The sequence below is a fragment of the Rhizobium sp. T1470 genome (assembly GCF_042140505.1).
GTDB classification, from domain to species: domain Bacteria; phylum Pseudomonadota; class Alphaproteobacteria; order Rhizobiales; family Rhizobiaceae; genus Rhizobium; species Rhizobium favelukesii.
Window position 1 is genome coordinate 212,511 of record NZ_CP148091.1, and the last position, 21,433, is coordinate 233,943.

General features: G+C 58.2%; 22 protein-coding genes and 2 pseudogenes. 17 read left to right on the plus strand and 7 right to left on the minus strand.

The window, feature by feature from the left end; genetic code table 11:
• Nucleotides 1–2: 2 nt before the first annotated feature.
• Nucleotides 3–1,037: a uroporphyrinogen decarboxylase gene (gene hemE, locus WGT02_RS01000; RefSeq protein WP_208249404.1), complete on the minus strand. Its 1,035-nt coding sequence runs from the start codon at nucleotides 1,035–1,037 to the stop codon at nucleotides 3–5.
• A 402-nt stretch (nucleotides 1,038–1,439) separates the two neighbouring features.
• Here hemE and WGT02_RS01005 point away from each other — a divergent pair, with 402 nt between their 5' ends.
• Genes WGT02_RS01005 through dnaQ form a run of 5 tightly spaced genes read left to right on the plus strand, consistent with a single transcriptional unit; the run spans nucleotide 1,440 to nucleotide 5,053 of the window.
• On the plus strand, nucleotides 1,440–2,261 hold the full coding sequence (locus WGT02_RS01005; RefSeq protein WP_024313210.1) for a pyruvate, water dikinase regulatory protein: 822 nt from the start codon (nucleotides 1,440–1,442) through the stop codon (nucleotides 2,259–2,261).
• 28 nt (nucleotides 2,262–2,289) lie between these two features.
• Nucleotides 2,290–2,889 carry a Maf-like protein gene (locus WGT02_RS01010; protein ID WP_024313209.1) on the plus strand — a complete coding sequence of 200 codons (600 nt, stop codon included), beginning with the start codon at nucleotides 2,290–2,292 and terminating at the stop codon, nucleotides 2,887–2,889.
• Nucleotides 2,882–3,739: a shikimate dehydrogenase gene (locus WGT02_RS01015; RefSeq protein WP_024313208.1), complete on the plus strand. Its 858-nt coding sequence runs from the start codon at nucleotides 2,882–2,884 to the stop codon at nucleotides 3,737–3,739. The genes WGT02_RS01010 and WGT02_RS01015 overlap by 8 nt, the downstream gene beginning before the upstream one ends.
• A complete protein-coding gene (gene coaE / locus WGT02_RS01020; RefSeq protein WP_024313207.1) occupies nucleotides 3,739–4,350 on the plus strand; it encodes a dephospho-CoA kinase in 612 nt (203 codons plus the stop codon). The genes WGT02_RS01015 and coaE overlap by 1 nt, the downstream gene beginning before the upstream one ends.
• A complete protein-coding gene (dnaQ, locus tag WGT02_RS01025; protein WP_024313206.1) occupies nucleotides 4,343–5,053 on the plus strand; it encodes a DNA polymerase III subunit epsilon in 711 nt (236 codons plus the stop codon). The genes coaE and dnaQ overlap by 8 nt, the downstream gene beginning before the upstream one ends.
• A gap of 57 nt (nucleotides 5,054–5,110) precedes the next feature.
• Here dnaQ and secB read toward each other — a convergent pair whose 3' ends face one another.
• Both secB and WGT02_RS01035 read right to left on the minus strand, forming a co-directional pair.
• Nucleotides 5,111–5,593: a protein-export chaperone SecB gene (secB, locus tag WGT02_RS01030; RefSeq protein ID WP_016556856.1), complete on the minus strand. Its 483-nt coding sequence runs from the start codon at nucleotides 5,591–5,593 to the stop codon at nucleotides 5,111–5,113.
• A gap of 93 nt (nucleotides 5,594–5,686) precedes the next feature.
• The gene (locus WGT02_RS01035) at nucleotides 5,687–6,175 is read right to left on the minus strand and encodes an FxsA family protein (RefSeq protein WP_024313205.1); all 489 of its coding nucleotides are present in this window, start codon (nucleotides 6,173–6,175) and stop codon (nucleotides 5,687–5,689) included.
• Between the two features lie 125 nt (nucleotides 6,176–6,300).
• On the opposite strand from WGT02_RS01035, the gene WGT02_RS01040 reads away from it, so the two are divergent.
• From WGT02_RS01040 to gyrB, 5 genes are all read left to right on the plus strand, one after another.
• On the plus strand, nucleotides 6,301–7,005 hold the full coding sequence (locus WGT02_RS01040) for a Tim44/TimA family putative adaptor protein (RefSeq protein WP_024313204.1): 705 nt from the start codon (nucleotides 6,301–6,303) through the stop codon (nucleotides 7,003–7,005).
• Nucleotides 6,998–8,116 (plus strand): murein transglycosylase A, encoded by a 1,119-nt coding sequence (locus WGT02_RS01045; RefSeq protein WP_208249402.1) that lies wholly within the window; start codon nucleotides 6,998–7,000, stop codon nucleotides 8,114–8,116. The genes WGT02_RS01040 and WGT02_RS01045 overlap by 8 nt, the downstream gene beginning before the upstream one ends.
• Complete coding sequence (locus WGT02_RS01050; protein ID WP_024313202.1) at nucleotides 8,116–8,679, plus strand: Smr/MutS family protein; 564 nt, start codon at nucleotides 8,116–8,118, stop codon at nucleotides 8,677–8,679. Before WGT02_RS01045 ends, WGT02_RS01050 begins: the two co-directional genes overlap by 1 nt.
• The gene (locus tag WGT02_RS01055; protein ID WP_208249401.1) at nucleotides 8,676–9,053 is read left to right on the plus strand and encodes a helix-turn-helix domain-containing protein; all 378 of its coding nucleotides are present in this window, start codon (nucleotides 8,676–8,678) and stop codon (nucleotides 9,051–9,053) included. Before WGT02_RS01050 ends, WGT02_RS01055 begins: the two co-directional genes overlap by 4 nt.
• A gap of 134 nt (nucleotides 9,054–9,187) precedes the next feature.
• On the plus strand, nucleotides 9,188–11,623 hold the full coding sequence (gyrB, locus tag WGT02_RS01060) for a DNA topoisomerase (ATP-hydrolyzing) subunit B (protein ID WP_024313200.1): 2,436 nt from the start codon (nucleotides 9,188–9,190) through the stop codon (nucleotides 11,621–11,623).
• Between the two features lie 65 nt (nucleotides 11,624–11,688).
• On the opposite strand, the gene WGT02_RS01065 is transcribed toward gyrB, so the two are convergent.
• Nucleotides 11,689–12,282, minus strand: coding sequence for a nitroreductase family protein (locus tag WGT02_RS01065; protein WP_024313199.1), 594 nt, complete (start codon nucleotides 12,280–12,282; stop codon nucleotides 11,689–11,691).
• Between the two features lie 21 nt (nucleotides 12,283–12,303).
• On the minus strand, nucleotides 12,304–12,600 hold the full coding sequence (locus WGT02_RS01070; protein WP_024313198.1) for a DUF2218 domain-containing protein: 297 nt from the start codon (nucleotides 12,598–12,600) through the stop codon (nucleotides 12,304–12,306).
• A 97-nt stretch (nucleotides 12,601–12,697) separates the two neighbouring features.
• Here WGT02_RS01070 and WGT02_RS01075 point away from each other — a divergent pair.
• Nucleotides 12,698–13,758, plus strand: a protein-coding gene (locus WGT02_RS01075) for an IS630 family transposase (protein WP_208245220.1) whose coding sequence is annotated in 2 segments (ribosomal slippage) — nucleotides 12,698–13,190 and nucleotides 13,190–13,758 — 1,062 coding nt in all. Because the reading frame shifts where the segments join, the coding sequence is not laid out codon by codon here.
• Between the two features lie 153 nt (nucleotides 13,759–13,911).
• Nucleotides 13,912–14,757 (plus strand): annotated as a pseudogene (locus WGT02_RS01080) (glutathione S-transferase family protein); the annotation flags it as partial.
• Between the two features lie 50 nt (nucleotides 14,758–14,807).
• Here the strand turns inward: WGT02_RS01080 and istB are convergent.
• Together istB and istA are read right to left on the minus strand one after the other, a co-directional pair.
• Nucleotides 14,808–15,704, minus strand: coding sequence for an IS21-like element helper ATPase IstB (gene istB, locus WGT02_RS01085; protein WP_208245168.1), 897 nt, complete (start codon nucleotides 15,702–15,704; stop codon nucleotides 14,808–14,810).
• Nucleotides 15,701–17,173 carry an IS21 family transposase gene (gene istA, locus WGT02_RS01090; RefSeq protein WP_208245170.1) on the minus strand — a complete coding sequence of 491 codons (1,473 nt, stop codon included), beginning with the start codon at nucleotides 17,171–17,173 and terminating at the stop codon, nucleotides 15,701–15,703. The genes istB and istA overlap by 4 nt, the downstream gene beginning before the upstream one ends.
• A gap of 228 nt (nucleotides 17,174–17,401) precedes the next feature.
• Between istA and WGT02_RS01095 the strand changes: the two are divergent.
• From WGT02_RS01095 to WGT02_RS01115, 5 genes and pseudogenes are all read left to right on the plus strand, one after another.
• Nucleotides 17,402–17,515: pseudogene (locus tag WGT02_RS01095) on the plus strand (glutathione S-transferase family protein); the annotation flags it as partial.
• A gap of 95 nt (nucleotides 17,516–17,610) precedes the next feature.
• Nucleotides 17,611–18,453 (plus strand): fumarylacetoacetate hydrolase family protein, encoded by an 843-nt coding sequence (locus WGT02_RS01100; RefSeq protein ID WP_208249399.1) that lies wholly within the window; start codon nucleotides 17,611–17,613, stop codon nucleotides 18,451–18,453.
• A gap of 204 nt (nucleotides 18,454–18,657) precedes the next feature.
• The gene (locus tag WGT02_RS01105) at nucleotides 18,658–19,935 is read left to right on the plus strand and encodes a polyhydroxyalkanoate depolymerase (protein ID WP_024313196.1); all 1,278 of its coding nucleotides are present in this window, start codon (nucleotides 18,658–18,660) and stop codon (nucleotides 19,933–19,935) included.
• Between the two features lie 145 nt (nucleotides 19,936–20,080).
• Complete coding sequence (locus WGT02_RS01110; protein WP_024313195.1) at nucleotides 20,081–20,515, plus strand: DUF2852 domain-containing protein; 435 nt, start codon at nucleotides 20,081–20,083, stop codon at nucleotides 20,513–20,515.
• A 94-nt stretch (nucleotides 20,516–20,609) separates the two neighbouring features.
• Complete coding sequence (locus WGT02_RS01115; protein ID WP_024313194.1) at nucleotides 20,610–21,371, plus strand: M48 family metallopeptidase; 762 nt, start codon at nucleotides 20,610–20,612, stop codon at nucleotides 21,369–21,371.
• The last annotated feature ends 62 nt before the right edge of the window (nucleotides 21,372–21,433 follow it).

Sequence of the window (21,433 nt, forward strand, 5' to 3'; positions counted from 1 at the left end):
AACTAGCGCCTCCAACTGCGGACCTGGTCCACGAGCAGCTGGACATTCCGAGGGTCGGCCTGTGGCGTGATCCCATGCCCGAGATTGAATATCAGCGGGCCGTCGCCGAGACTGTCGAGAATATCGTTGATTCCCTCCGAAAGCGCTGCGCCGCCGGCGACGACACGCATCGGATCGAGATTGCCTTGTACGGCTCCGTCCCTCTGCAGTTCCACAGCAAAATCCAGAGGCACTGACCAATCGAGCCCGATCGCATCCGCCTTCGTTTTCTGGCGGTAGTCCTTCAGCAGGAACCCGGCTCCCTTGGCGAAGGAAATGACCCGAGCGTTCGGCCGCCGCGCCTTGATAGACGCAATCATCCGCGCAACAGGCTTCACTGCGAATGCCTCAAATTCCCGCTCACCGAGAACGCCAGCCCAGGAATCGAAGATCTGGACCGCATCGGCCCCTGCATCGATCTGCGCAACCAGGTAGTCGGCTGACACCTCAGCCAATACCGCGAGCAGGCGTTCGAAGGCCTTCGGATACTTGTAGCCAAAGAGCCTGGCCGGAGCCTGATCGGGCGTACCATGGCCGGCAATCATATAGGTGGCAACCGTCCATGGAGCGCCGCAGAAGCCAAGCAGGGTCGTCTCGACCGGCAACTCGCTTCGCAGGCGCCCGACTGTTTCCAGAACCGGCTTCAGGTAGTCGATGACACGATCGGTCTCTATCCGGGCGATTGCGGCTTCATCGATTGGATCCATCTCCGGGCCATGCCCCTCGGTGAAGCGAACGTTGCGCTTCATCGCATCCGGGATCACAAGGATATCGGAAAAGAGAATGGCTGCGTCAAAGCCGTAGCGGCGGATGGGCTGAAGAGTGACCTCCACTGCATGCTCAGGCGTATAACAGAGATCAAGGAAACTTCCGGCCTTCGCGCGCGTTTCCCGGTACTCTGGCAGATATCGCCCTGCCTGTCTCATCAGCCAGATTGGGGGAGGGCTGAGCGTCTCGCCGTCCAAGACCCTCATGATTTTCCGGCGGCTCTCACCCACGCGCTTCTTCCCTATAAAAAATCAAAGATATTTTAAAAGGTTTCTATTTCTTAGAGTCTGTTTCTATCAAGGATTAAAATCTATCCACGCCCGGAGCGTTTTGTCGCGCCACCGCCGATCCGAAAGGATCGAACGTCCAGTTGTTTGGCGCAAATCGTGGATAAGTAATAAAATGAAAATCTTTCCAAGTGGATAGAAGATTGCGGGTTGAGGTTGAACTGTGGAAAAGAGAGCGATATCAGTCGAACTGTCGTCCGTTATCCACAGAACCAACACGGCACGCTCATTGGCTCCCACGAAATCCGATTTGTGGAAAAGCCGGCATGTTTTCCCTTGCCTTACCCATGCCGCGTCTCTTAGCTCTGCTTTGTCCAGTCTTTTCAACAAGTCGCGGAAAATAGCGTGGAGAACCGCACGAACTTCTTCCATTTGCATCTGATTTCTGACTCGACCGGCGAAACACTGATTTCGGCCGGGCGCGCTGCCTCGGCGCAATTCAAATCCGCCCAGCCAATCGAGCATGTCTATCCGCTGGTCCGCAATCGCAAGCAGCTCCTGCAGGTTCTCCAGTCGATCGACAGTCAGCCGGGCATCGTTCTCTATACGATTGTCGACCGCGAGCTCGCGACCCTCATTGATCAACGCTGCTCGGAGATGAGTGTTGCATCCGTGAACGTGTTAGAGCCTGTCATGAACGCATTCCAGATCTATCTCGGTGCACCCTCGCGTCGCCGGGTCGGCGCGCAACACGTGATGAATGCCGGCTACTTCGCGCGCATCGAAGCCCTCAACTTCACGATGGATCATGACGACGGCCAGATGCCTGATGACTACAATGATGCTGACGTCGTGATCATCGGCATCAGTCGGACGTCGAAGACGCCGACGAGTATCTACCTCGCCAATCGCGGTATCAAGACGGCCAACATCCCAGTCGTTTATGGCGTGCCGCTCCCGGAAAGCCTATTCCTCGCGACCAAACCCTTGATCGTCTGCCTGATCGCCACGACCGACCGGATTTCTCAAGTCCGCGAAAACCGCGTCCTGGGAGCAACACCGGGTTTTGACCGTGGGCAATATACAGACAGAGCTGCGATCTCGGAGGAGCTGAAATATGCGCGGTCGCTTTGTGCCCGGCACAATTGGCCGCTCATTGACGTGACACGCCGCTCCATCGAAGAGACAGCGGCAGCAATTGTTGCCCTCCGTCCGAAGCTGCGGTAAGCGCAGCATCAGATATGTTCGAGGCCATATGACACCTAAGCTCATTCTCGCATCCTCCAGCCCGTTTCGCCGCCTGCTGATGCACAATGCCGGTCTCGCTTTCGAGGCGCATGCAGCCCATATTGACGAGCGCGCGCTCGAAGAGCCCCTCGAACGAGAGGGAGCAACGCCGGATACAGTCGCGCTCGTCCTCGCCAAGGCCAAAGCGAAGGAGGTCAGCGACCGGTTTCCGACGCGCTTCGTCATCGGATCGGATCAAACGATGTCTCTTGGGCCGCAGACCTTCCATAAGCCGAAGGACATGACCGATGCCACAAAGCATCTTCAGGTGCTGTCGGGCAAGACGCATCGGCTGAACAGCGCCATCGCGATTGCTTACGACGGCGATATCGTCTGGGAGCATGTCTCGCACGCCGAGCTGACTATGCGGCCACTAAGTGCTGATTTTATTGCGCGACATTTGAACCGCGTAGGAGAGAGGGCACTTAGCAGCGTCGGCGCCTATCAACTCGAGGGGGAGGGGCTTCAATTGTTTTCCAGAATCGACGGCGACTATTTTACAATTCTGGGGCTGCCGATGCTGCCGCTGTTGGAGAAACTGAGAGAATTGAGTGCCATTGATGGATGATTCACGTGAAACATTAGGGCCGCAGGCCTTCGTCACGGGCTTTCCTATCAAGCATTCCCGGTCGCCTCTTATCCATGGCTATTGGTTGAAGACGCTTGGATTGCCGGGATCCTATCGCGCCCACGAGGTCGCGCCCGCCGATTTTTCGGTCTTTGTGGATTCTTTGAAGAGCGGCGAATCCGGCTTCGTAGGCGGCAACGTCACCATCCCGCACAAGGAGATGGCGTTCAAACTCGCCGACGATCCGGACGAAATTTCTGAAGAACTTGGTGCATCCAACACACTTTGGATGGAGGACGGCCGTCTCAAGGCAACCAACACGGATGGACGCGGCTTCACCGCAAATCTAGATGAACGACATTCCGGCTGGGATAGGGCCCAGTCGGCGGTGGTGCTTGGCGCGGGCGGCGCCAGCCGCGCCATCGTCCAGGCTCTGCGCGATCGCGGCGTCAGGGAAATACATCTGGTCAACAGAACGGTCGAGCGGGCTCAGGAATTGGCAGATCGGTTTGGCCCCAAAGTATATGCCCATTCGATGGCAGCCTTGCCGGAAGTCATGCGCGGAGCAGGTCTTTTCGTCAACACGACCTCTCTGGGCATGGCTGGCGAGGAGGCACCCCGAATTGATTTTTCGCCCCTGCTGCCCGATGCAGTTGTAACGGATATCGTCTATGTCCCGCTGAAGACGTTGTTCTTAACGCAGGCTGTTCGGCAAGGATTTCCTGTTGTCGACGGGCTTGGCATGCTGTTGCATCAGGCCGTACCTGGTTTCGAGAAGTGGTTCGGGCGTCGCCCGGTGGTCGACGAAAAGCTGCGTGCGCTTATTATTGAGGACATGGACAAGCACTGATGTTGCGGATTGGACTGACCGGCTCGATTGGCATGGGTAAATCAACGATGGCAAAGTTCTTCGCGGAAGCAGGAGTGCCCGTGAATGATTCCGATGCGGTCGTCCATGATCTCTATGCCGGGGAGGCCGCGCCACTGGTCGATGCTGCCTTTCCCGGCACACTGAAGAACGGGGCAGTCGATCGTCAGGAACTCGGCCGCCAGCTGGCCGGAAGTCCGGATGGCTTCAAGCGTCTAGAAGCAATCGTCCACCCACTTGTCAGAAAGCGCGAGGCAGAGTTCATCGAACGCGAGCAGCAACGCAGCGCGGATATGGTGCTGCTCGATATCCCACTGTTGTTCGAGACCGGAGCTCAGAGCAGGGTCGATGTGATCGTGGTTGTCAGCTGTGATCCACAGATACAGCGCGAGCGAGTACTTGCGCGGTCGGGTATGACAGTGGAAAAATTCAACATGATTCTTGCCCGCCAGACGCCTGACGCGGAAAAGCGCGCAAGGGCCGACTATGTGATCGATACCGGACACAGCATCGAAACGGCCAGAAAACGGGTCGCGGAGATTGTCTCGGATTTGAGACGGCGGCTCGCCAGTGGGGAATTCCTGAATGCGTGAAATCATCTTCGATACGGAAACCACGGGTTTGGACAACCGCGTGGACCGTATAATCGAGATCGGCGGCATCGAGCTTTTCAATCATTTCCCGACCGGCAATACGATCCACATCTACATAAATCCGGGGGACCAGAAGGTACACCCGGACGCACTCGCTGTGCATGGGATTACAGATGAGTTTCTGAAGGACAAGCCTTCGTTTGCCGATGTTGCGCAGCGGATTATCGATTTCTTTGGCGATGCGAGGTGGATTGCGCACAATGCCACATTCGATATGGGCTTTATAAACGCTGAATTTGCTCGACTTGAGCTGCCGCCGATCTTGCCCGATCGGGTGCTCGATACGCTGTCCATGGCGCGCCGCAAGCATCCAATGGGTCCCAATTCGCTCGACGCGCTTTGCCGCCGCTACGGCATCGACAATGCGCATCGAACGAAGCACGGCGCGCTCCTCGACTCCGAACTGCTTGCCGATGTCTACATCGAGATGATCGGCGGCCGCCAGGCTGCACTTGGGCTTGGAAATGCCGCGAGCAACTCGGCCGGTCAGGAAATAGTAGTCGAAGAAATCAACATCGGCACGCTCGAACGGCCACGGCCCCTTGCGTCACGTCTCAGCGAAGCCGAGCAGCAAGCCCATGACGCACTCATCGCCAAACTCGGCGCGAAGGGTGTTTGGGGAAAATACGATCTTGCAAACTAAAATGCCCGGGTCACGCCCGGGCATCTCATTTCGTTTCAGTGCGTTATGTGCGAACTGTTAGTTCGTGGTCGCCTGTACCTTGGCACGCGCCTGTTCTTCGGCAACCCGCTGCGCAAACATCTGAGAGAAATCGATCGGGTCGATCATCAGCGGCGGGAAGCCGCCGTTGCGCGTGACGTCGGCAATGATCTGACGGGCGAACGGGAACAGCATGCGCGGGCATTCGATGAAGAGCACCGGCAGCATGTGCTCCTGCGGGAAGCCGGCAATCCGGAAGACGCCGCCATAGACGAGTTCGGTATGGAATACCGTCTTGTCGCCATCCTTGGCTTCGGCATTCAGAGACAGGACGACGTCGAAATCCGTATCGGAGAGCGGATTGGCATTGACGTTGACATTGATATTGATGGCCGGAGCCTTGTCACGCGCCTGCAGCGAACGCGGAGCGCCCGGATTTTCGAAGGAGAGGTCCTTGGTGTATTGGGCAAGGATGGTAAGGCTCGGGCTCGTCGCACCGTTATTGCTGTTTTCGTCGGCCATTGGCTTTTCCTCGAAGGCATTGGATGGTGCCGCATCTATCATTTCGAGCATGGTGTTACAACCCTGAGCCAATTGGCCGGCTTGCGCGTTGTGTCAGTCGCTAAGATGCTTCCCCGACCACGGCGAATTGCCATTGGGCTCACGTCGATAATCCTCGTCGTCAAGGTCCACGATCTCGGAGTCCTTGGTGCGCCCTGAGGCGTTGAAGCCGCTTGTCGATCCCACAACGACGAAACGCCGGCTGACATATTTCCAGGCGAGATCGCGAACAGCGGGAATGAAGATCAGGAGTGCCATGATGTCGGTGATGAAGCCCGGAACGATCAGCAACAATGAGGCGATCACGAACATGGCCGGACGAAGCAGTTCGCGCCCCGGCACCGTACCATTCCGCCCTTCTGCCGACATGCGGCGGAGGATCCCGATGCCTTGGCGCTTGAGCAAGGCCATGCCGAACATAAAGCTCAGGATGACAAGCGCCAGCGTCGGCCAAAGTCCGATCGCCTTTCCGACAAGCACGAAACCGGCAATCTCGGCGAGTGGAAGTAGCAGCAGGAAACCAGGCAGGATCTTCAAGGGCATCGTCTTATTCCGACCTGAGCCGGACTCCGTTGGAGGGTCGCGTTGCCGACCCCATTTGAATCATCTGTATAGGCAGACTATATGGGAGTACAAATCAGAGATGTTAACAGCGGCTGCGGCGGGATATGGGTTCGAACGACTTCATCACATTGTTTTTTCTTGTGGCGGCGGTGCTGATTTTTCTTCAGCTGCGCAGCGTCCTCGGTCGCCGTACGGGAAATGAGAAGCCCCCGCGCGATCTCTATACGCCGCGTGACGCTGCGGGGCCTGATTCTCCGGACGCTGGAAAGGTGGTAACCTTGCCGCGTCGCGACGCGTCGGCCGAAGAAGACGACCGTTTCGCCGCAATCGATGCTTTCGCTCCAGCCGGCACGTCGCTCAACGAATCGCTCCGCGAAATCAACAAGGCCGACGCCTCGTTCGATCCGAAGGAATTCGTGAACGGCGCTCGAATGGCCTATGAAATGATCGTAATGGCGTTTGCGGATGGTGATCGTAAGACACTCAAGAATCTCTTGTCGCGCGAGGTCTATGACGGCTTCGACGCTGCCATCACGGATCGTGAATCGAAGGGTGAGACGGTGAAATCGACCTTTGTCGGTATCGATAAGACTGAGATCACCAGCGCCGAGATCAAAGCCACGGAAGTCCAGATCACGGTCCGTATCGTCAGTCAGCTGATTTCGGCCACCTACGACAAGGCTGACAAGCTGATTGATGGCGACGCGGAGAATGTCGCTGAGGTCAATGATCTCTGGACTTTTGCGCGTGATACCCGTTCCCGCGATCCCAACTGGAAACTCGTGGCCACTGAATCGGAACATGAGTGAAGACACCCTGGGCTTTGCGCTCCAAGCAATAAGTTTCGATGATCTGGAAGGCTGGAAGGATGACGATCCCTCCGGCCTTTTTGAAGCGATGGAGGCATGCCGGCGGCAGATTAATGAGATCAAGCCGTATCGGACCGGCTCACTCGGACTGACGGCGCAGGATCTGCTGCCGCTGCTCGAAGCGGCGCAGTGCGAGAACCTATCGTCGGCTGCCGATGCCCGAGCCTTCTTCCAGTCCCACTGTCGACCTTTCAGAATTCGCCGCACGGACAGCAATCCGGGTTTCGTTACCGCCTTCTACGAGCCCGAAATTATGGTTTCGGCCGTGGCGGATGCTGAGTATCGCTTTCCATTTTACCGTCGTCCCGACGACCTAGTCGATCTTGATGAGGGCAATCGTCCCGCCTCTCTGCCAGATAGCTACGTCTTCGGCAGGCTGAACGGCAGCCGGATTGAAGCATATCCAGATCGGCGTTCGATCGATGAGGGGAGCCTGGCCGGCAGGGGATTGGAGATTGCGTGGGCGAAGTCCAAGATCGATGTCTTCTTCGTCCACGTTCAGGGTGCCGCGCGCCTGCGCTACCTGGACGGCACGATCGGGCGGATTACCTATGCAGCGAAGGCGGGGCACCCGTTCTCGGCGATCGGCAAGTTGCTCATCGAACGTGGAGAAATCGAACGATCCGAGATTTCGATGCAGGCCATTCGGCGATGGCTGGGCGCGCACCCACGTCAGGTGGATGACATTCTTTGGCACAATCGCTCCTACATTTTCTTCCGTGAGGTCCCAACAACAGACCTGAACGCCGGCCCTGTTGCCGCGGCAAAAGTGCCATTGATCCCTGGACGTTCGCTCGCCATCGATCGGCTCTTTCACACCTTTGGCTTCCCGTTTTTCATTCGCTCCGAAAATCTTGTCCATCTCGATGATGGCAAGCCGTTCGCGCGGCTAATGCTTGCTCTCGATACCGGCTCTGCCATCGTTGGTCCGGCGAGGGGTGATATCTTCACCGGATCCGGCGATCAGGCGGGAGAGCTTGCCGGAACGGTACGCCATGACGCCGACTTCGCTATCCTGCTTCCCAACGCTGCCGCGGCGAGGTTCGCCTGATGGCACGAGATCGGAAGCTCAACACGGATGAAAGGATACTCTGGGGCAAGGTGACACGGAGCACGCGTCCAATGCCCGGCAAGGAGGATGAGCTGGCTGAACTCGATGCCTTTCTGACAGAGGCAGAGGTTGAGAAACAAACGGCAGCAAGCCCGAAACGACCTTCCGAAAGTGGGTCCGAGGCGGTTACGCCGGCGTCTCCCAAAACACGATCCGGTGTTCATCACCCGCTCGAAAGGCCGGTCAAGCGTAAGATCGCCAAGGGCCGCCTGCCGCTGGAGGCCCGTATCGACCTGCATGGGCTGGTCCAGAGCGAAGCTCACATATTGCTTCTCGAGTTTCTGGTGCGAGCCCATGAGCGGGGAATGAGGCATGTTCTTGTGATTACCGGCAAGGGCAGTTCGCTTGGCAGCGAAGGCGCCCTGAAGCGCGCCGTCCCGATGTGGTTTTCGAAGCCCGAGTTCCGGTATTTCATCTCGTCCTATGAAACGGCAGCCCACCATCACGGGGGCGAGGGCGCCCTGTATATCAGGCTGTCGCGTCGCCATGGAGAGCGGTCGTGACGCCGTTCGGTGAGGCAGTTCGCAAGCTGCGCGAGCGCAAGGGCGTCTCGCAGAAGCAGATGGCCGCGGCTCTCAATGTCTCCCCGGCCTACCTATCGGCACTCGAACATGGACGGCGCGGCTTGCCGACCTTCGATCTGCTCCAGCGGATCGCCGGCTACTTCAACATCATCTGGGATGAAGCAGAGGAACTCTTCCTCTTGGCCCGTTCTTCGGACCCCCGCGTGGTCGTCGATACGTCGGGTTTATCGGCGGAACATACCGCATTTGCGAACCTTCTGGCGGGTCGCATTCGTGATCTTGATCGTGCGACGCTTGGCGAACTGACGAGCATTATAGAAAACGCCAGAAAAGCGGACGGAAAACGGTCATAATCCCCTGATTTATGGCCAGTTTGAGCGCGCCGGCATTGGGAACTCTAACCAAAAACCCTATATTCCGGCATGTAAAAGGCCGGTGATTCGCAAGTCTCGCTTCAGCCCCGACAACAGGGAAATTCTCGAAAAGTATGACCGATATACCCACGACGGAAAACGGCGTTAGCACCGAATATGGCGCAGACTCGATCAAGGTTCTGAAAGGCCTTGATGCAGTGCGCAAGCGCCCGGGTATGTATATCGGTGATACCGATGATGGCTCGGGCCTTCATCACATGGTCTACGAAGTCGTCGACAACGCGATCGATGAAGCACTCGCAGGCCATGCCGATATCGTGACGGTGACGCTCAATCCCGATGGTTCGGTCACAGTCACCGACAATGGCCGTGGTATCCCAACGGATATCCATACCGGTGAGGGCGTGTCGGCGGCCGAAGTCATCATGACGCAGCTGCATGCCGGGGGTAAGTTCGACCAGAATTCCTACAAGGTTTCCGGTGGTCTGCACGGCGTCGGCGTTTCCGTTGTCAATGCGCTTTCCGTCTGGCTGAAGCTGAAGATCCGCCGTCAAGGCAAGGTCCATGAGATGAGCTTCACGCACGGCGTAGCCGATGCGCCGCTGAAGGTGATCGGCGAGGCGGGCGATGAGACCGGCACGGAAGTCAGCTTCATGCCGAGCACCGAAACCTTCACGATGACAGAATTCGACTACGGCACGCTGGAGCATCGTCTTCGCGAGCTTGCGTTCCTGAACTCGGGTGTCCGCATTCTGCTCAGCGACAAGCGTCACTCGGATATCAGGCAGGAAGAGATGATCTATGACGGCGGTCTTGAAGCCTTTGTCGCCTATCTCGACCGCGCTAAGAAGCCGCTTGTTGACAAGCCGGTGGCGATCCACGGCGAGAAGGACGGAATTACCGTCGAAGTCGCGATGTGGTGGAATGACAGCTACCACGAGAACGTCCTTTGCTTCACCAACAACATTCCGCAGCGCGACGGCGGCACGCACATGGCTGGCTTTCGCGCCGCATTGACGCGCCAGATCACCTCCTATGCCGATACGTCGGGCATCACGAAGAAGGAAAAGGTGACGCTGACCGGTGACGATTGCCGCGAGGGACTGACGGCCGTTCTTTCGGTCAAGGTGCCGGACCCGAAGTTTTCGTCACAGACCAAAGACAAGCTGGTTTCTTCGGAGGTTCGCCCCGTTGTAGAGAACCTCGTCAGTGAAGCGCTAAGCACTTGGCTGGAAGAGCACCCGACGGAAGCCAAGGTTTTGGTCGGCAAGGTGGTTGAAGCTGCCGCGGCGCGCGAAGCTGCTCGCAAGGCGCGGGAATTGACCCGCCGCAAGGGCGCTCTCGACATTGCCTCTCTGCCCGGTAAGCTCGCCGATTGCTCCGAGCGCGATCCATCCAAGTCTGAAGTCTTCCTCGTCGAGGGCGATTCGGCGGGTGGTTCGGCCAAGCAGGGACGTTCGCGTGAAAACCAGGCGATTCTCCCATTGCGCGGCAAGATCCTCAACGTCGAGCGCGCCCGCTTCGATAAGATGCTCTCGAGCCAGGAAATCGGCACGCTGATTACCGCCCTTGGTACAGGCATCGGCAAGGACGAATTCAACGCCGAAAAGCTGCGCTACCACAAGATCATCATCATGACGGACGCTGACGTCGACGGCGCCCACATTCGTACGCTGCTGTTGACCTTCTTCTTCCGCCAGATGCCGGAATTGATCGAGCGCGGCCACCTCTATATCGCCCAGCCGCCGCTCTATAAGGTCTCGCGCGGCAAATCGATCCAGTACGTGAAGAACGAGAAGGCCCTCGAGGATTATTTGATCGGGCAAGGCCTGGACGATGCTGCCTTGAAGCTCGGCAGCGGCGAAGTGCGGACCGGCCAGGACCTTGGCGAAGTGATCGGTGATGCATTGCGCCTTCGCGCGCTGCTGGACAATCTGCACTCGCGCTACAATCGCGCTGCCGTCGAACAGGCAGCGATTGCCGGCGCGCTCAATGCCGAAGCCGTCAGCGACCGCTCAAGGGCAGAACAGCTCGTCGGTGAAGTCGCCAGACGCCTTGATCTGATTGCCGAAGAAACTGAGCGCGGTTGGGAAGGCGGCTTGACGAGCGAAGGCGGTCTCAAGCTTGAGCGCATGGTGCGCGGCGTGAAGGAAGTCGTCGTGCTCGACATGGCGTTGATCGGTTCGCAGGACGCGCGGCTTCTCGATCAGCTCTCGGTTCGACTGAAGGAGATCTACCAGACACCCCCGTCACTCTCCCGACGCGACGGTGACCTGGAAATTTCCGGCCCGCGGGCGCTGCTGGACGCGATTTTCGCAAGCGGCCGCAAAGGTCTGACGATGCAGCGTTACAAGGGTCTCGGCGAGATGAATGCCGAACAGCTTTGGGAAACGACACTTGATCCGAATGTTCGGTCGCTGCTGCAGGTCAAGGTCAACGACGCGACCGATGCAGATGGCTTGTTCGCGCGCCTGATGGGAGACGAAGTCGAGCCTCGCCGGGAGTTCATCCAGGAGAACGCGCTGAGCGTTGCAAACCTCGATATCTAAGATGCGGGACACGAGATGTTGTATCCAGGGCCCCGCACTTCGACGCGGGGCTTTGCCCATAGCGACTAGTTCACGATAAACTTGCCTCGAAAGGCGACCTCTGAGAGAGGCTTGCGGTGGCTCGGAACTTCCCGTTCTTGGTTCCGCTGCGAAAGCGTGCTCTTGTCTGCGAGGCGCCCCAGCGCCACGCCCGCTTCGACCCGGTAGCCTTCGGGGATGGAAAAGGTCTGCTGGATCTCGCCGTGCTTGATGCCACCCATGCCGTGGGCGTAGAAACCCGAAAGCCGAGCCTGAAGCGCGAGATAGCCCCAAGCCGTGCCGGCGTCGAAGGAATGCGTGTAGCTCGTCCTTCCTTCTGAGAAATCGCCGTTGAAACCCCTTGAGACAACGTAGATCAGTGCCGAAGCGTTCTTCGCCCATTCCTGATTGGATTCGACCAGCAGATCGACGAACTTGCCCCAGTCCTCAGAGCCCTTGAGCGCGTAGATGAAACGCCACGGCTGCTGGTTAGCAGACGATGGTGCCCAATGCGCGGCGTCCAGAATTGTCAGGAGATCCGATTCATCGATCTCTTCGCCGGTAAATGCACGCGGCGACCACCGCTCCAGGAACAACGGGTTGATCGGGTACTGGGATTCGCGGCTGTTGCTCTTTGTCATGGCTTTTCCGAGTGCGGTTTGTCAGGCATTCCAAGTAATGTCGAGCTCTTCGCGGAAAGCGAATCGCTTCAGATGATCGGCGACGACAGTCTCATATCGCTCAAGCTGTGACGGGTCGGCTGCCGACAGCGTCAGGTTGAGTGCACCGGGATCGGCAGCAAACGTCAGCTCGGCGGTGTCGCTGAAGGGTACGCGGCCAATCTCTGCGGTGAATTCCACGGCAAACCTATGGCTCCAGTGTTTGCAGAGTTGCTGAAGATACTTGCTGGCGTGCGCGGTGGCGACGGTAGAAGTTGAAACAGGCATATCGAACTCCATCTCGCCTGTCTTATACCAGCGTGAGCGATCTCTGACTCTTTTTGAGGTTTCCAAATCAGTTGAGTTCTGAATCAATACCGCAAACGGAGGTTTGCGGATGACATCAGGAATTCCACTGCGCGATGACTTCGACGGCTTCGCTCTTCGGGCGTTGGCCAAAGGCACGAAGGATGCGGCACAGGCTCGGCGGCTTCTTGCCCTTGCCGAAATCTATGATGGCCATTCCCGCAGCGATGCGGCCAGGATCGGAGGCGTGACCCTGCAAATTGTCCGCGACTGGGTTATTCGCTTCAATGCGCGTGGCCCGTCGGGGCTCATCAATGGCAAAGCACCCGGCAATCAAGGAAAGCTTTCCGACGTGCATCGCCAGGCTTTGGCAAAGATCGTCGAAAGTGGCCCGATACCGGCGGTGCATGGCGTTGTGCGCTGGCGGCGCAAGGATCTTGCTCAATGGCTGTTCCAAGAATATCGGATATCCGTCGATGAAACGACCATTGGCCGCGAATTGAAGGCGCTCGGCTTTGCAAAGCTGTCTGCCCGCCCGCGCCATTACGCCCAGAACGAAGGCGACCTGGAGAGTTTTAAAAAAAGTTCCCCGCCACACTGGCAGCCATCAAAGGCAGGCTCCCGAAGAACGTCGAGATTGAGCTCTGGTGGGCCGACGAAGCTCGGATAGGCCAAAAGAACAAGATCACCCGGCGATGGGCACGCAGGGGAACAAGGCCTTCGGCACCACACGATCAACGCACGATGTGGACCTATATCTTCGGCGCTATCTGCCCCAAGAAGGGCAAAGGTGCGGGTCTCGTTCTTCCCTACTGCGACACCAGCGCCATGAACCAGCATTTGATCGAAATCAGCCAGGCCGTCGATGACGGCGCTCATGCCGTGCTGATCGTTGATCAGGCGGGGTGGCATGTCACGCCGAAGCTCGATGTGCCCGACAACATCACACTGCTCTTCCTGCCGCCACGCTCGCCCGAATTAAATCCCGTCGAGAACGTGTGGCAATTTCTGCGTGACAACTGGTTGTCCAACCGGATCTTCAAAGATTACGAGGACATCGTCGCCCATTGCTGCGACGCATGGAACAAGCTGGTCGCTCAGCCGTGGAAGATCATGTCGATTGGAATGCGTGACTGGGCGCACCGGTTTTGATTAGCGCTCGTTGGTATTAGGCTCCGTCCGATGGACTTGGCAAGCAACCTTCGCTGTGCTTGACGGTGTACACTCTGTTTCAACAATAGTGGCCTCCCAGGCGCGCAAAGGCACGCTAGGTTCTGCCAATATCACAATCAGAGGAAAAGCGTCTTGCTCGTGAACGGTACGTGGACGGAAGATTGGCAGCCGGTACAGGCCAAGGACGAGAAGGGCGGCTTTGTCCGCCAGACGTCCAGCTTCCGCAATTGGGTAACCCCGGATGGCGCTGCAGGCCCGACGGGAGAGGGTGGGTTCAAGGCCGAGGTGGGACGCTATCATCTCTATGTGGCCTATATCTGCCCCTGGGCGTCGCGAACATTGATCGGCAGAAAGTTGAAGGGGCTCGAATCGGCCATCTCGGTTTCTGTCGTCGAGCCGGCGTTGACGAAACAGGGCTGGCGGTTCGGCGACTATCCGGGCGCTACGCAAGATCATATCCAGGGCGCAACCCATATGCACGAGATCTATAGCAGCGCTGCGCCCGATTTTACCGGCCGCGCGACGGTGCCTGTGCTCTGGGACAAGCAGTTGCAGACGATCGTCAACAACGAGTCGGCTGACATTCTGCGGATGATGAACGAAGGCTTCGGCGATCTTGCTCGCAATCCGATCGACCTCTACCCCGCTGCTCGCCGCCCTGAGATTGATGCCTTCAACGAGCGTATCTATCCGAGCCTCAACAATGGCGTCTATCGCGCAGGCTTTGCCACCGCGCAGCTTGCCTATGAGGAAGCTTTGGCCGGCGTGTTCGAGTGCCTCGATTGGGTGGAGAAAGAGCTTGGCGAGCAGCCCTTGCTGTTCGCCGACCATCCGACCGAAGGCGACATTCGCCTATTTGTGACGCTGGTGCGCTTCGATATCGCTTATCACGGCCTATTCAAATGCAATCTGAGGCGTCTTTCCGATTACCCCAATCTTCGCCAGTTTTGCCGACGGATGCTCGACTGGCCGGGTGTCTATAGCGCGACGATCAGGATGAGACGCGAGCGACAATCTGGATGAGATTCTTATGTCGCGGTTGGAGCGAAGTTATCATGTTGATTGTCGCTGGCAAGAGTTTCATCGTGTTCTGATTGCCGCTCCGCGACAAGCTGGGAAGAGCTTTTGATTGTCGCGAATGAGGCGGGTCTGCCGCGCTGGCGTTTGGCTTCCATGGCCGAACGCCGCCGGTAGCTTTCGACATTCATCTCGAAGATTGTTGCGTGATGGACAAGTCGGTCCACCGCGGCAAGCGTCATGGCCGGGTCTGGAAAGACGCGGTTCCATTCTCCGAAGGGCTGATTGGCGGTGATCATGATGGAACGCCGCTCATATCTTGCGGAGATGAGTTCGAAGAGCACGCTCGTTTCGGCCTGGTCCTTGGTGACGTAGGCCAGGTCGTCGAGGATGAGAAGATCGAACTTGTCGAGCTTTGCGATGGCGGCTTCGAGCTGAAGCTCCCTCCGCGCGACCTGAAGCTTCTGGACGAGATCGGTCGTGCGGGTGAAGAGCACGCGCCAGCCGTTCTCGATTAGCGCGAGGCCGACGGCTGCGGCGAGATGGCTCTTTCCGCCGCCGGGCGGACCGAACATCAGGATATTGGCGCCTTTGGCGAGCCAGCTATCGCCGGCTGCAATCGCCATGACCTGGGCCTTGGAGACCATGGGAACAGCGTCGAAGGCGAAGCTGTCGAGCGTCTTTCCGGGTGGCAGGTGGGCCTCGGCGAGGTGTCTTTCGATCCTGCGATGGGCGCGTTCGGCCAATTCATGCTCGGCGATGGCCGAGAGGAAACGGGCAGCAGGCCATCCTTCCCGATCGGCCTGCTCGGCAAATTGGTGCCAGAACGTCTTGATCGTCGGCAGCCTCAGTTCGTTGAGCATGATGCCGAGGCGGGCTTCATCGACTGTGTGGATGTTGCTCTTCATGCGACCTCTCCCGCATAGGCCGTGCCGATCAGGGCTTCATAACCATTGAGCGACGCGAGTTGCACATGAACGATCGGCAACTGATCCGGGTCCGGGCTGAAGACCGCTCTCAAAGCCGCCAGATCAGGCAGTTTGTGGGCGTCGAGCGTTTTGGCAAGCTCCTCGGCCAGTTCACGCTCGCAACTGCGATCGTGAGCCAAGGCAAGCAGTTCCACGGTGATCTTGCAAGCCTGCCGCTCGGGCAGTTGCTCGATGAGCGCGTCGAAAGTCCTGCGATATTCCGGCCTGGGGAAGAGCTTGTCGCGATAGACGAGCCCCAAAAGCGCCATCGGCTTTTTGCGCAGGGAATGAATGACGTGATGATAGTTGACGACTTGATCGTGCTTGCCACTCGCATGGGCGCGGCCTCGGGGTAATGTCAGCAGATGCGTGCCGCCGATGAAGACGTCGAGGCGATCGTCGAACAGACGCACCCGCAGCCGGTGGCCAATCAGACGGGAAGGCACGGTGTAGAAGACCTTGCGCAAGGCGAAGCCGCCGGTGCTCGATACGGTGACGATGACCTCTTCGAAGTCGGTGGTGCGACGATCGGGAAGAGCTTGCAGATGCGTGCGCTCGGCATCGATGCGCTTGCCATGTGCGGCATTGCGGCGGCTGACGATCTCATCGATGAAGGCGCGATAGGATCCGAGGTCGCCAAAGTCCCTGGTTCCGCGCATCAGCAGAGCATCGCGGATCGCATTCTTGAGATGGCCGTGGGAACTTTCGATCGAGCCGTTCTCGTGCGCGACGCCCTTGTTGTTGCGCGTCGGCGTCATGCGATAATGGGCGCACAGTTCGTCGTAGCGATGCGTCAGATCGACCTTGGCGTCGGCATCGAGGTTGCGGAAGGCGGCCGATAAGCTGTCGCTGCGATGATAGAGCGGCGAACCGCCAACCGACCACAGGGCGTTCTGCAGCCCCTCGGCCAGAGCGACGAAGCTCTCTCCACCCAGGATGACATGGGCATGCTCGAAGCCCGACCAGACCAGCCGGAAGTGATAAAGCAGATGATCGAGCGATTGGCCGGCGATCGTCACGCCGAGGCTGCCCATGTCGGTAAAATCCGACAGTCCTAACCGACCGGGTTCGTGCATCTGACGGAAGATCACTTCCTGCTCCTGACCGTGAACAGCCCGCCATGATCGGATACGACGCTCAATCGTACGGCGAACACCTTCTGACAGCTCTGGATGACGCCGCAGCATCTCGTTGTAAACGGCGACCGCTCGGATGCCGGGCGCGGCCTTGAGGAGCGGAACAACCTCGGCGTCGAAGATGTGCTCAAGGGGATCGGGGCGACGCCGGTCGCGCGGCGGCTTGGTCTGCGATGGAAGACGCGCATCCTTCTCGATGCGGTAAGCCGTCGCCCGGCTGATCGACGCCTTGGCGGCAGCGACCTCAATGGGGTTGTTTTGTCGGTACTTCATAAAAAGCCTCGTCTGATGATCGGTTACATGGCGACCCGGCACAAAGGTGATTCTCCATTCTCAGAAAATCACCGACGCTACCGGGCCAACCGCGATCATGAGACGCCGAAAAATTGCGCCGCGGCGGGGGTGTAACTCCAGTCGGGCTACGCCCTCCCTTCGTCACACCCCCGCCGCCGAGTCTCATCCTGATTGACGCTGAGTCTCACCTTGTTTGTCGCCGCGCAGGGTGTCGCTGAAACGGTCAATTTCGATCATATCAAGCGCGGTTATTACTCGATCGAACGCCTGAACCCGTCGAGGATCGTGCCCGCGGGGCCTAATCTGGCGGAAATTTTCTGAAGCAGCGTACCGCTTCGGCAAAAAGCCATAATGACACCGGTGAATATCTCGTTCATAGGTGATCAAAACGTCGAACTTGCTGAGGAGGAAATGTTATGAAGCTTATGCGTGTTGGAGAGCTTGGTCACGAGAAGCCAGCCTTGCTCGATTCCGATGGCAAGATCCGCGATCTTTCGGCGCACGCCTCGGACATTGGCGGTGACGCGATTTCGCCCGAAGGCCTGTCGAAACTCAAGGCTCTCGATCCGAGGAGCCTCCCGGAAGTCGCGTCCGGCCGGATTGGCGCCTGCGTTGCAGGCACCGGAAAGTTTATCTGCATCGGCCTCAATTTCTCCGATCACGCTGCTGAAACCGGCGCGACCGTCCCGCCGGAGCCTGTCATTTTCATGAAGGCGACCTCCGCAATTGCTGGGCCGAACGACAATGTCCTGATCCCGCGCGGTTCCGAAAAGACTGATTGGGAAGTGGAACTCGGCGTCGTCATCGGCAAGACGGCGAAGTATGTCAGCGAAGCCGATGCGCTTGATTATGTTGCCGGCTATTGTGTTTCCCACGACGTCTCGGAGCGCGCCTTCCAGACCGAGCGCGCGGGCCAGTGGACGAAGGGCAAGTCTTGCGACACGTTCGGTCCGATTGGCCCCTGGCTGGTCACCAAAGACGAAATAGCCGACCCGCAAAACCTCGGCATGTGGTTGAAGGTGAACGGCGAAACCATGCAGAATGGCTCGTCGAAGACGATGGTCTATGGCGTCGCCTTTATCGTGTCCTATCTCAGCCAGTTCATGTCGCTGCATCCGGGCGACGTGATTTCGACCGGTACGCCTCCGGGGGTTGGAATGGGCATGAAGCCACCGCGGTTCCTCAAGGCTGGCGACGTGGTGGAGCTCGGTATCGAAGGTTTGGGGACGCAGAAGCAGACCTTCCTGGCGGATCGTTGACATCCATTCTGCGATCTTTAAGGATTCGAGGGCACCATCATGCCGGGGATAAAACCTCGGCATTTCTTTTTGCGGTGCGGATGGCAATGATGCTGCGCAACAAAAACCTGTTAATCTGCGCTGAGGTGCCAGCACGTCGTTGGAAAGAATCCGATGCCTTTCAATCGGCGTCGTCTTCCAGATTAGAGAAAGGTGGCGCATCTCATGTTTTACCAGCTTTATGAATTGAACCATGCCGCATTGGCGCCTTATCGTGCTTTCGCCGATATCATGCGCATGGTCTATGCCAATCCGCTCAATCCGATTTCCCAGACGCCCTGGGGGCGCACGATGGCGGCAAGTCTCGAAATGTTCGAGCGCACGACCCGCCGTTACGGCAAGCCGTCGTTTGATCTGAACGACACCGTCATCGGCGACCGAAAGGTTGCCGTGCGGGAAGAGATCGTGTGGTCACGCGCCTTCTGCAATCTACTCCATTTCGCGCGCAATGTTCCAAGCGGCCATGCGACCGACCCGCGCATTCTCATCGTTGCGCCGATGTCCGGTCACTATGCGACGCTGCTGCGCGGTACAGTCGAAGCGCTGTTGCCTAGCGCCGACATCTACATCACGGACTGGATAGATGCGCGCATGGTGCCGATGACGGAAGGCACCTTCGATTTCGACGATTACGTCGACTATGTCATCGAGATGCTCCGCTTCCTCGGTCCGGATACACATGTCATTGCCGTCTGTCAGCCCTCCGTGCCGGTCCTGGCCGCCGCTGCCGTCATGGAGGCGGAAAACGACCCGTTCTCGCCCTCGTCGATGACGCTGATGGGTGGGCCGATCGACACGCGCATCAACCCGACGGCCGTAAACCAGCTCGCCAAGGAACGGTCGCTGGAGTGGTTTGCCGATAATGTGATCATGAATGTGCCGTGGCCGCAGCCGGGCTTCATGCGTCCGGTCTATCCCGGGTTCCTGCAGTTATCCGGCTTCATGTCGATGAACCTCGATCGGCACGTGATCGCCCACAAGGAATTCTTCATGCATCTGGTGAAGAACGACGGCGAGCCGGCCGAGAAACACCGCGACTTCTACGACGAATATCTCGCGGTCATGGATCTGACCGCCGAATTCTATTTGCAGACGGTCGATCAAGTCTTCATCAAGCACGCGCTGCCGAAGGGTGAGCTGTTCCACCGTGGTAAGCTTGTCGACCCCGCTGCGATCCGCAATGTGGCACTTCTCACTGTGGAAGGGGAGAACGACGATATCTCCGGCGTCGGCCAGACAAAGGCCGCTCAGACGATCTGCGTCAACATTCCCGAGAACATGCGCATGCATTACCTGCAGCCCGATGTCGGCCACTATGGCGTCTTCAACGGATCGCGCTTCCGTCGCGAAATCGCGCCGCGCATCGTCAACTTCGTGAGGGAACATGCGCGGACGGGAAAGCCTGTGGTAAAGAGGGTTATCAAGGGCGGAAAGTCCGGCTGATTTAGGCGCGTCTGAATTAGCGATTTCATTTCAAGGTGTTGTCCGATTTGGGCGCAGACTGCCTTGAAGCAGGCTGGGGGTGTAACCACATCGATTCCAGCGTTCGGCATCTCGCCGGGCGCGGAAAATGCGAGGACACCGCACGATGAACCAGTCAGCATTGCTTCGGCCGGATTGGACTCCGGCTACCATTGCCCTGATGATCCTCGGCTTCGTGGTTTTCTGGCCTCTGGGTCTCGCCATGCTCGCCTACATCATCTTTGGGGAGCGTTTGCGCGGTTTCAAGCGTGACGCAAACAGCACCGCCGATGGATTCTTTGCCGGCTGCCGACGTTCGCATGGCCGTTATCGCCCTCATTTCCCGACGGGCAATGTCGCCTTCGACGATTGGCGGAAGGCCGAGCTCGACCGGCTGGAAGAAGAGCGTCGCAAGCTTGATGAGATGCGCGAGGAATTCGATTCCTACGTACGCGAACTGCGCCGCGCTAAGGATCAGGAAGAGTTCGACCGCTTCATGCGCGATCGCAAGAACGCCAAGCGCGACGACAACGGTCCGGTAGCAGAATACCAGACTCCGTGATCCCCAGGACTGTTCAGCACTGGAACTTGAACCGGCATCCTCGATGCCGGCTTTTCTTTGCAAAGAATTCCGGCGAATCATATAGAAAATACCCATGTTCCCGCTCCTCGCAAATTCACGCCGTAGCGTTCGAAAACCGGCTCCGCCCGAGACGCGAACGCTTGATGTGGCGGGGCGCCTGATGCCGCTTACGATTAAGCAGCACGAGCGAGCGACCCGCATCACCCTGCGGATTGAACCAGGCGGCCGGGGCCTGAAAATGACGATCCCGAGTGGGTTGGCGCAACGTGAAGTGAACGCCTTCCTCGACCGCCATCAGGGCTGGCTGCTCACCAAACTTGCCAAATTCTCGAGCGACAGTGGCCTGCGGGACGGTGGCACCATACTATTTCGTGGCGCATCTCATCGCATTCACCACACCGGCAGCCTTCGCGGGCTGACGGAAGCGATCGTTGTTGATGGCAAGCCGGTGTTGAAGGTCAGCGGCATGCCTGAGCATCTCGGACGCCGGATTGCCACGTTCCTGAAGAAGGAAGCGCGAGCCGATCTCGAGAAAGTGGCAACACTGCATGCTCGCTCGATCAGTGCACCGATCAGGTCGATCGCCATGAAGGATACCCGCAGTCGATGGGGTTCCTGCTCGTCTGAGGGAAACCTGAGCTTTTCTTGGCGCATCGTGATGGCGCCACCGTCCGTCGTCGACTATCTTGCGGCACATGAAGTCGCGCATCTCAAGGAGATGAACCACGGACCACGCTTCTGGGCGCTCTGCAAGAAGCTCTGCCCTCACATGGAAGAGGCGAAGGCCTGGTTGAAGCGCCACGGCAGCCAGCTGCACGCCATCGATTTCGAGTGATCGAAGCCGCGCAAAATTCGGCTTTTGTCGCGATTTGCCTCGACTCCAAGCGCATTTCGTGT

Bases quoted from the DNA above. Each gene is read 5' to 3' on its own strand.
- dnaQ (WP_024313206.1), top strand. From the start codon at position 4,343: ATGCGTGAAATCATCTTCGATACGGAAACCACGGGTTTGGACAACCGC.
- WGT02_RS01065 (WP_024313199.1), bottom strand. From the start codon at position 12,282: ATGACAAAGAGCAACAGCCGCGAATCCCAGTACCCGATCAACCCGTTG.
- WGT02_RS01010 (WP_024313209.1), top strand. From the start codon at position 2,290: ATGACACCTAAGCTCATTCTCGCATCCTCCAGCCCGTTTCGCCGCCTG.
- gyrB (WP_024313200.1), top strand. From the start codon at position 9,188: ATGACCGATATACCCACGACGGAAAACGGCGTTAGCACCGAATATGGC.
- WGT02_RS01045 (WP_208249402.1), top strand. From the start codon at position 6,998: ATGAGTGAAGACACCCTGGGCTTTGCGCTCCAAGCAATAAGTTTCGAT.
- WGT02_RS01110 (WP_024313195.1), top strand. From the start codon at position 20,081: ATGAACCAGTCAGCATTGCTTCGGCCGGATTGGACTCCGGCTACCATT.
- WGT02_RS01100 (WP_208249399.1), top strand. From the start codon at position 17,611: ATGAAGCTTATGCGTGTTGGAGAGCTTGGTCACGAGAAGCCAGCCTTG.
- WGT02_RS01040 (WP_024313204.1), top strand. From the start codon at position 6,301: ATGGGTTCGAACGACTTCATCACATTGTTTTTTCTTGTGGCGGCGGTG.
- WGT02_RS01035 (WP_024313205.1), bottom strand. From the start codon at position 6,175: ATGCCCTTGAAGATCCTGCCTGGTTTCCTGCTGCTACTTCCACTCGCC.
- WGT02_RS01070 (WP_024313198.1), bottom strand. From the start codon at position 12,600: ATGGAGTTCGATATGCCTGTTTCAACTTCTACCGTCGCCACCGCGCAC.
- WGT02_RS01050 (WP_024313202.1), top strand. From the start codon at position 8,116: ATGGCACGAGATCGGAAGCTCAACACGGATGAAAGGATACTCTGGGGC.
- WGT02_RS01115 (WP_024313194.1), top strand. From the start codon at position 20,610: ATGTTCCCGCTCCTCGCAAATTCACGCCGTAGCGTTCGAAAACCGGCT.
- WGT02_RS01105 (WP_024313196.1), top strand. From the start codon at position 18,658: ATGTTTTACCAGCTTTATGAATTGAACCATGCCGCATTGGCGCCTTAT.
- WGT02_RS01015 (WP_024313208.1), top strand. From the start codon at position 2,882: ATGGATGATTCACGTGAAACATTAGGGCCGCAGGCCTTCGTCACGGGC.
- secB (WP_016556856.1), bottom strand. From the start codon at position 5,593: ATGGCCGACGAAAACAGCAATAACGGTGCGACGAGCCCGAGCCTTACC.
- istA (WP_208245170.1), bottom strand. From the start codon at position 17,173: ATGAAGTACCGACAAAACAACCCCATTGAGGTCGCTGCCGCCAAGGCG.
- istB (WP_208245168.1), bottom strand. From the start codon at position 15,704: ATGAAGAGCAACATCCACACAGTCGATGAAGCCCGCCTCGGCATCATG.
- coaE (WP_024313207.1), top strand. From the start codon at position 3,739: ATGTTGCGGATTGGACTGACCGGCTCGATTGGCATGGGTAAATCAACG.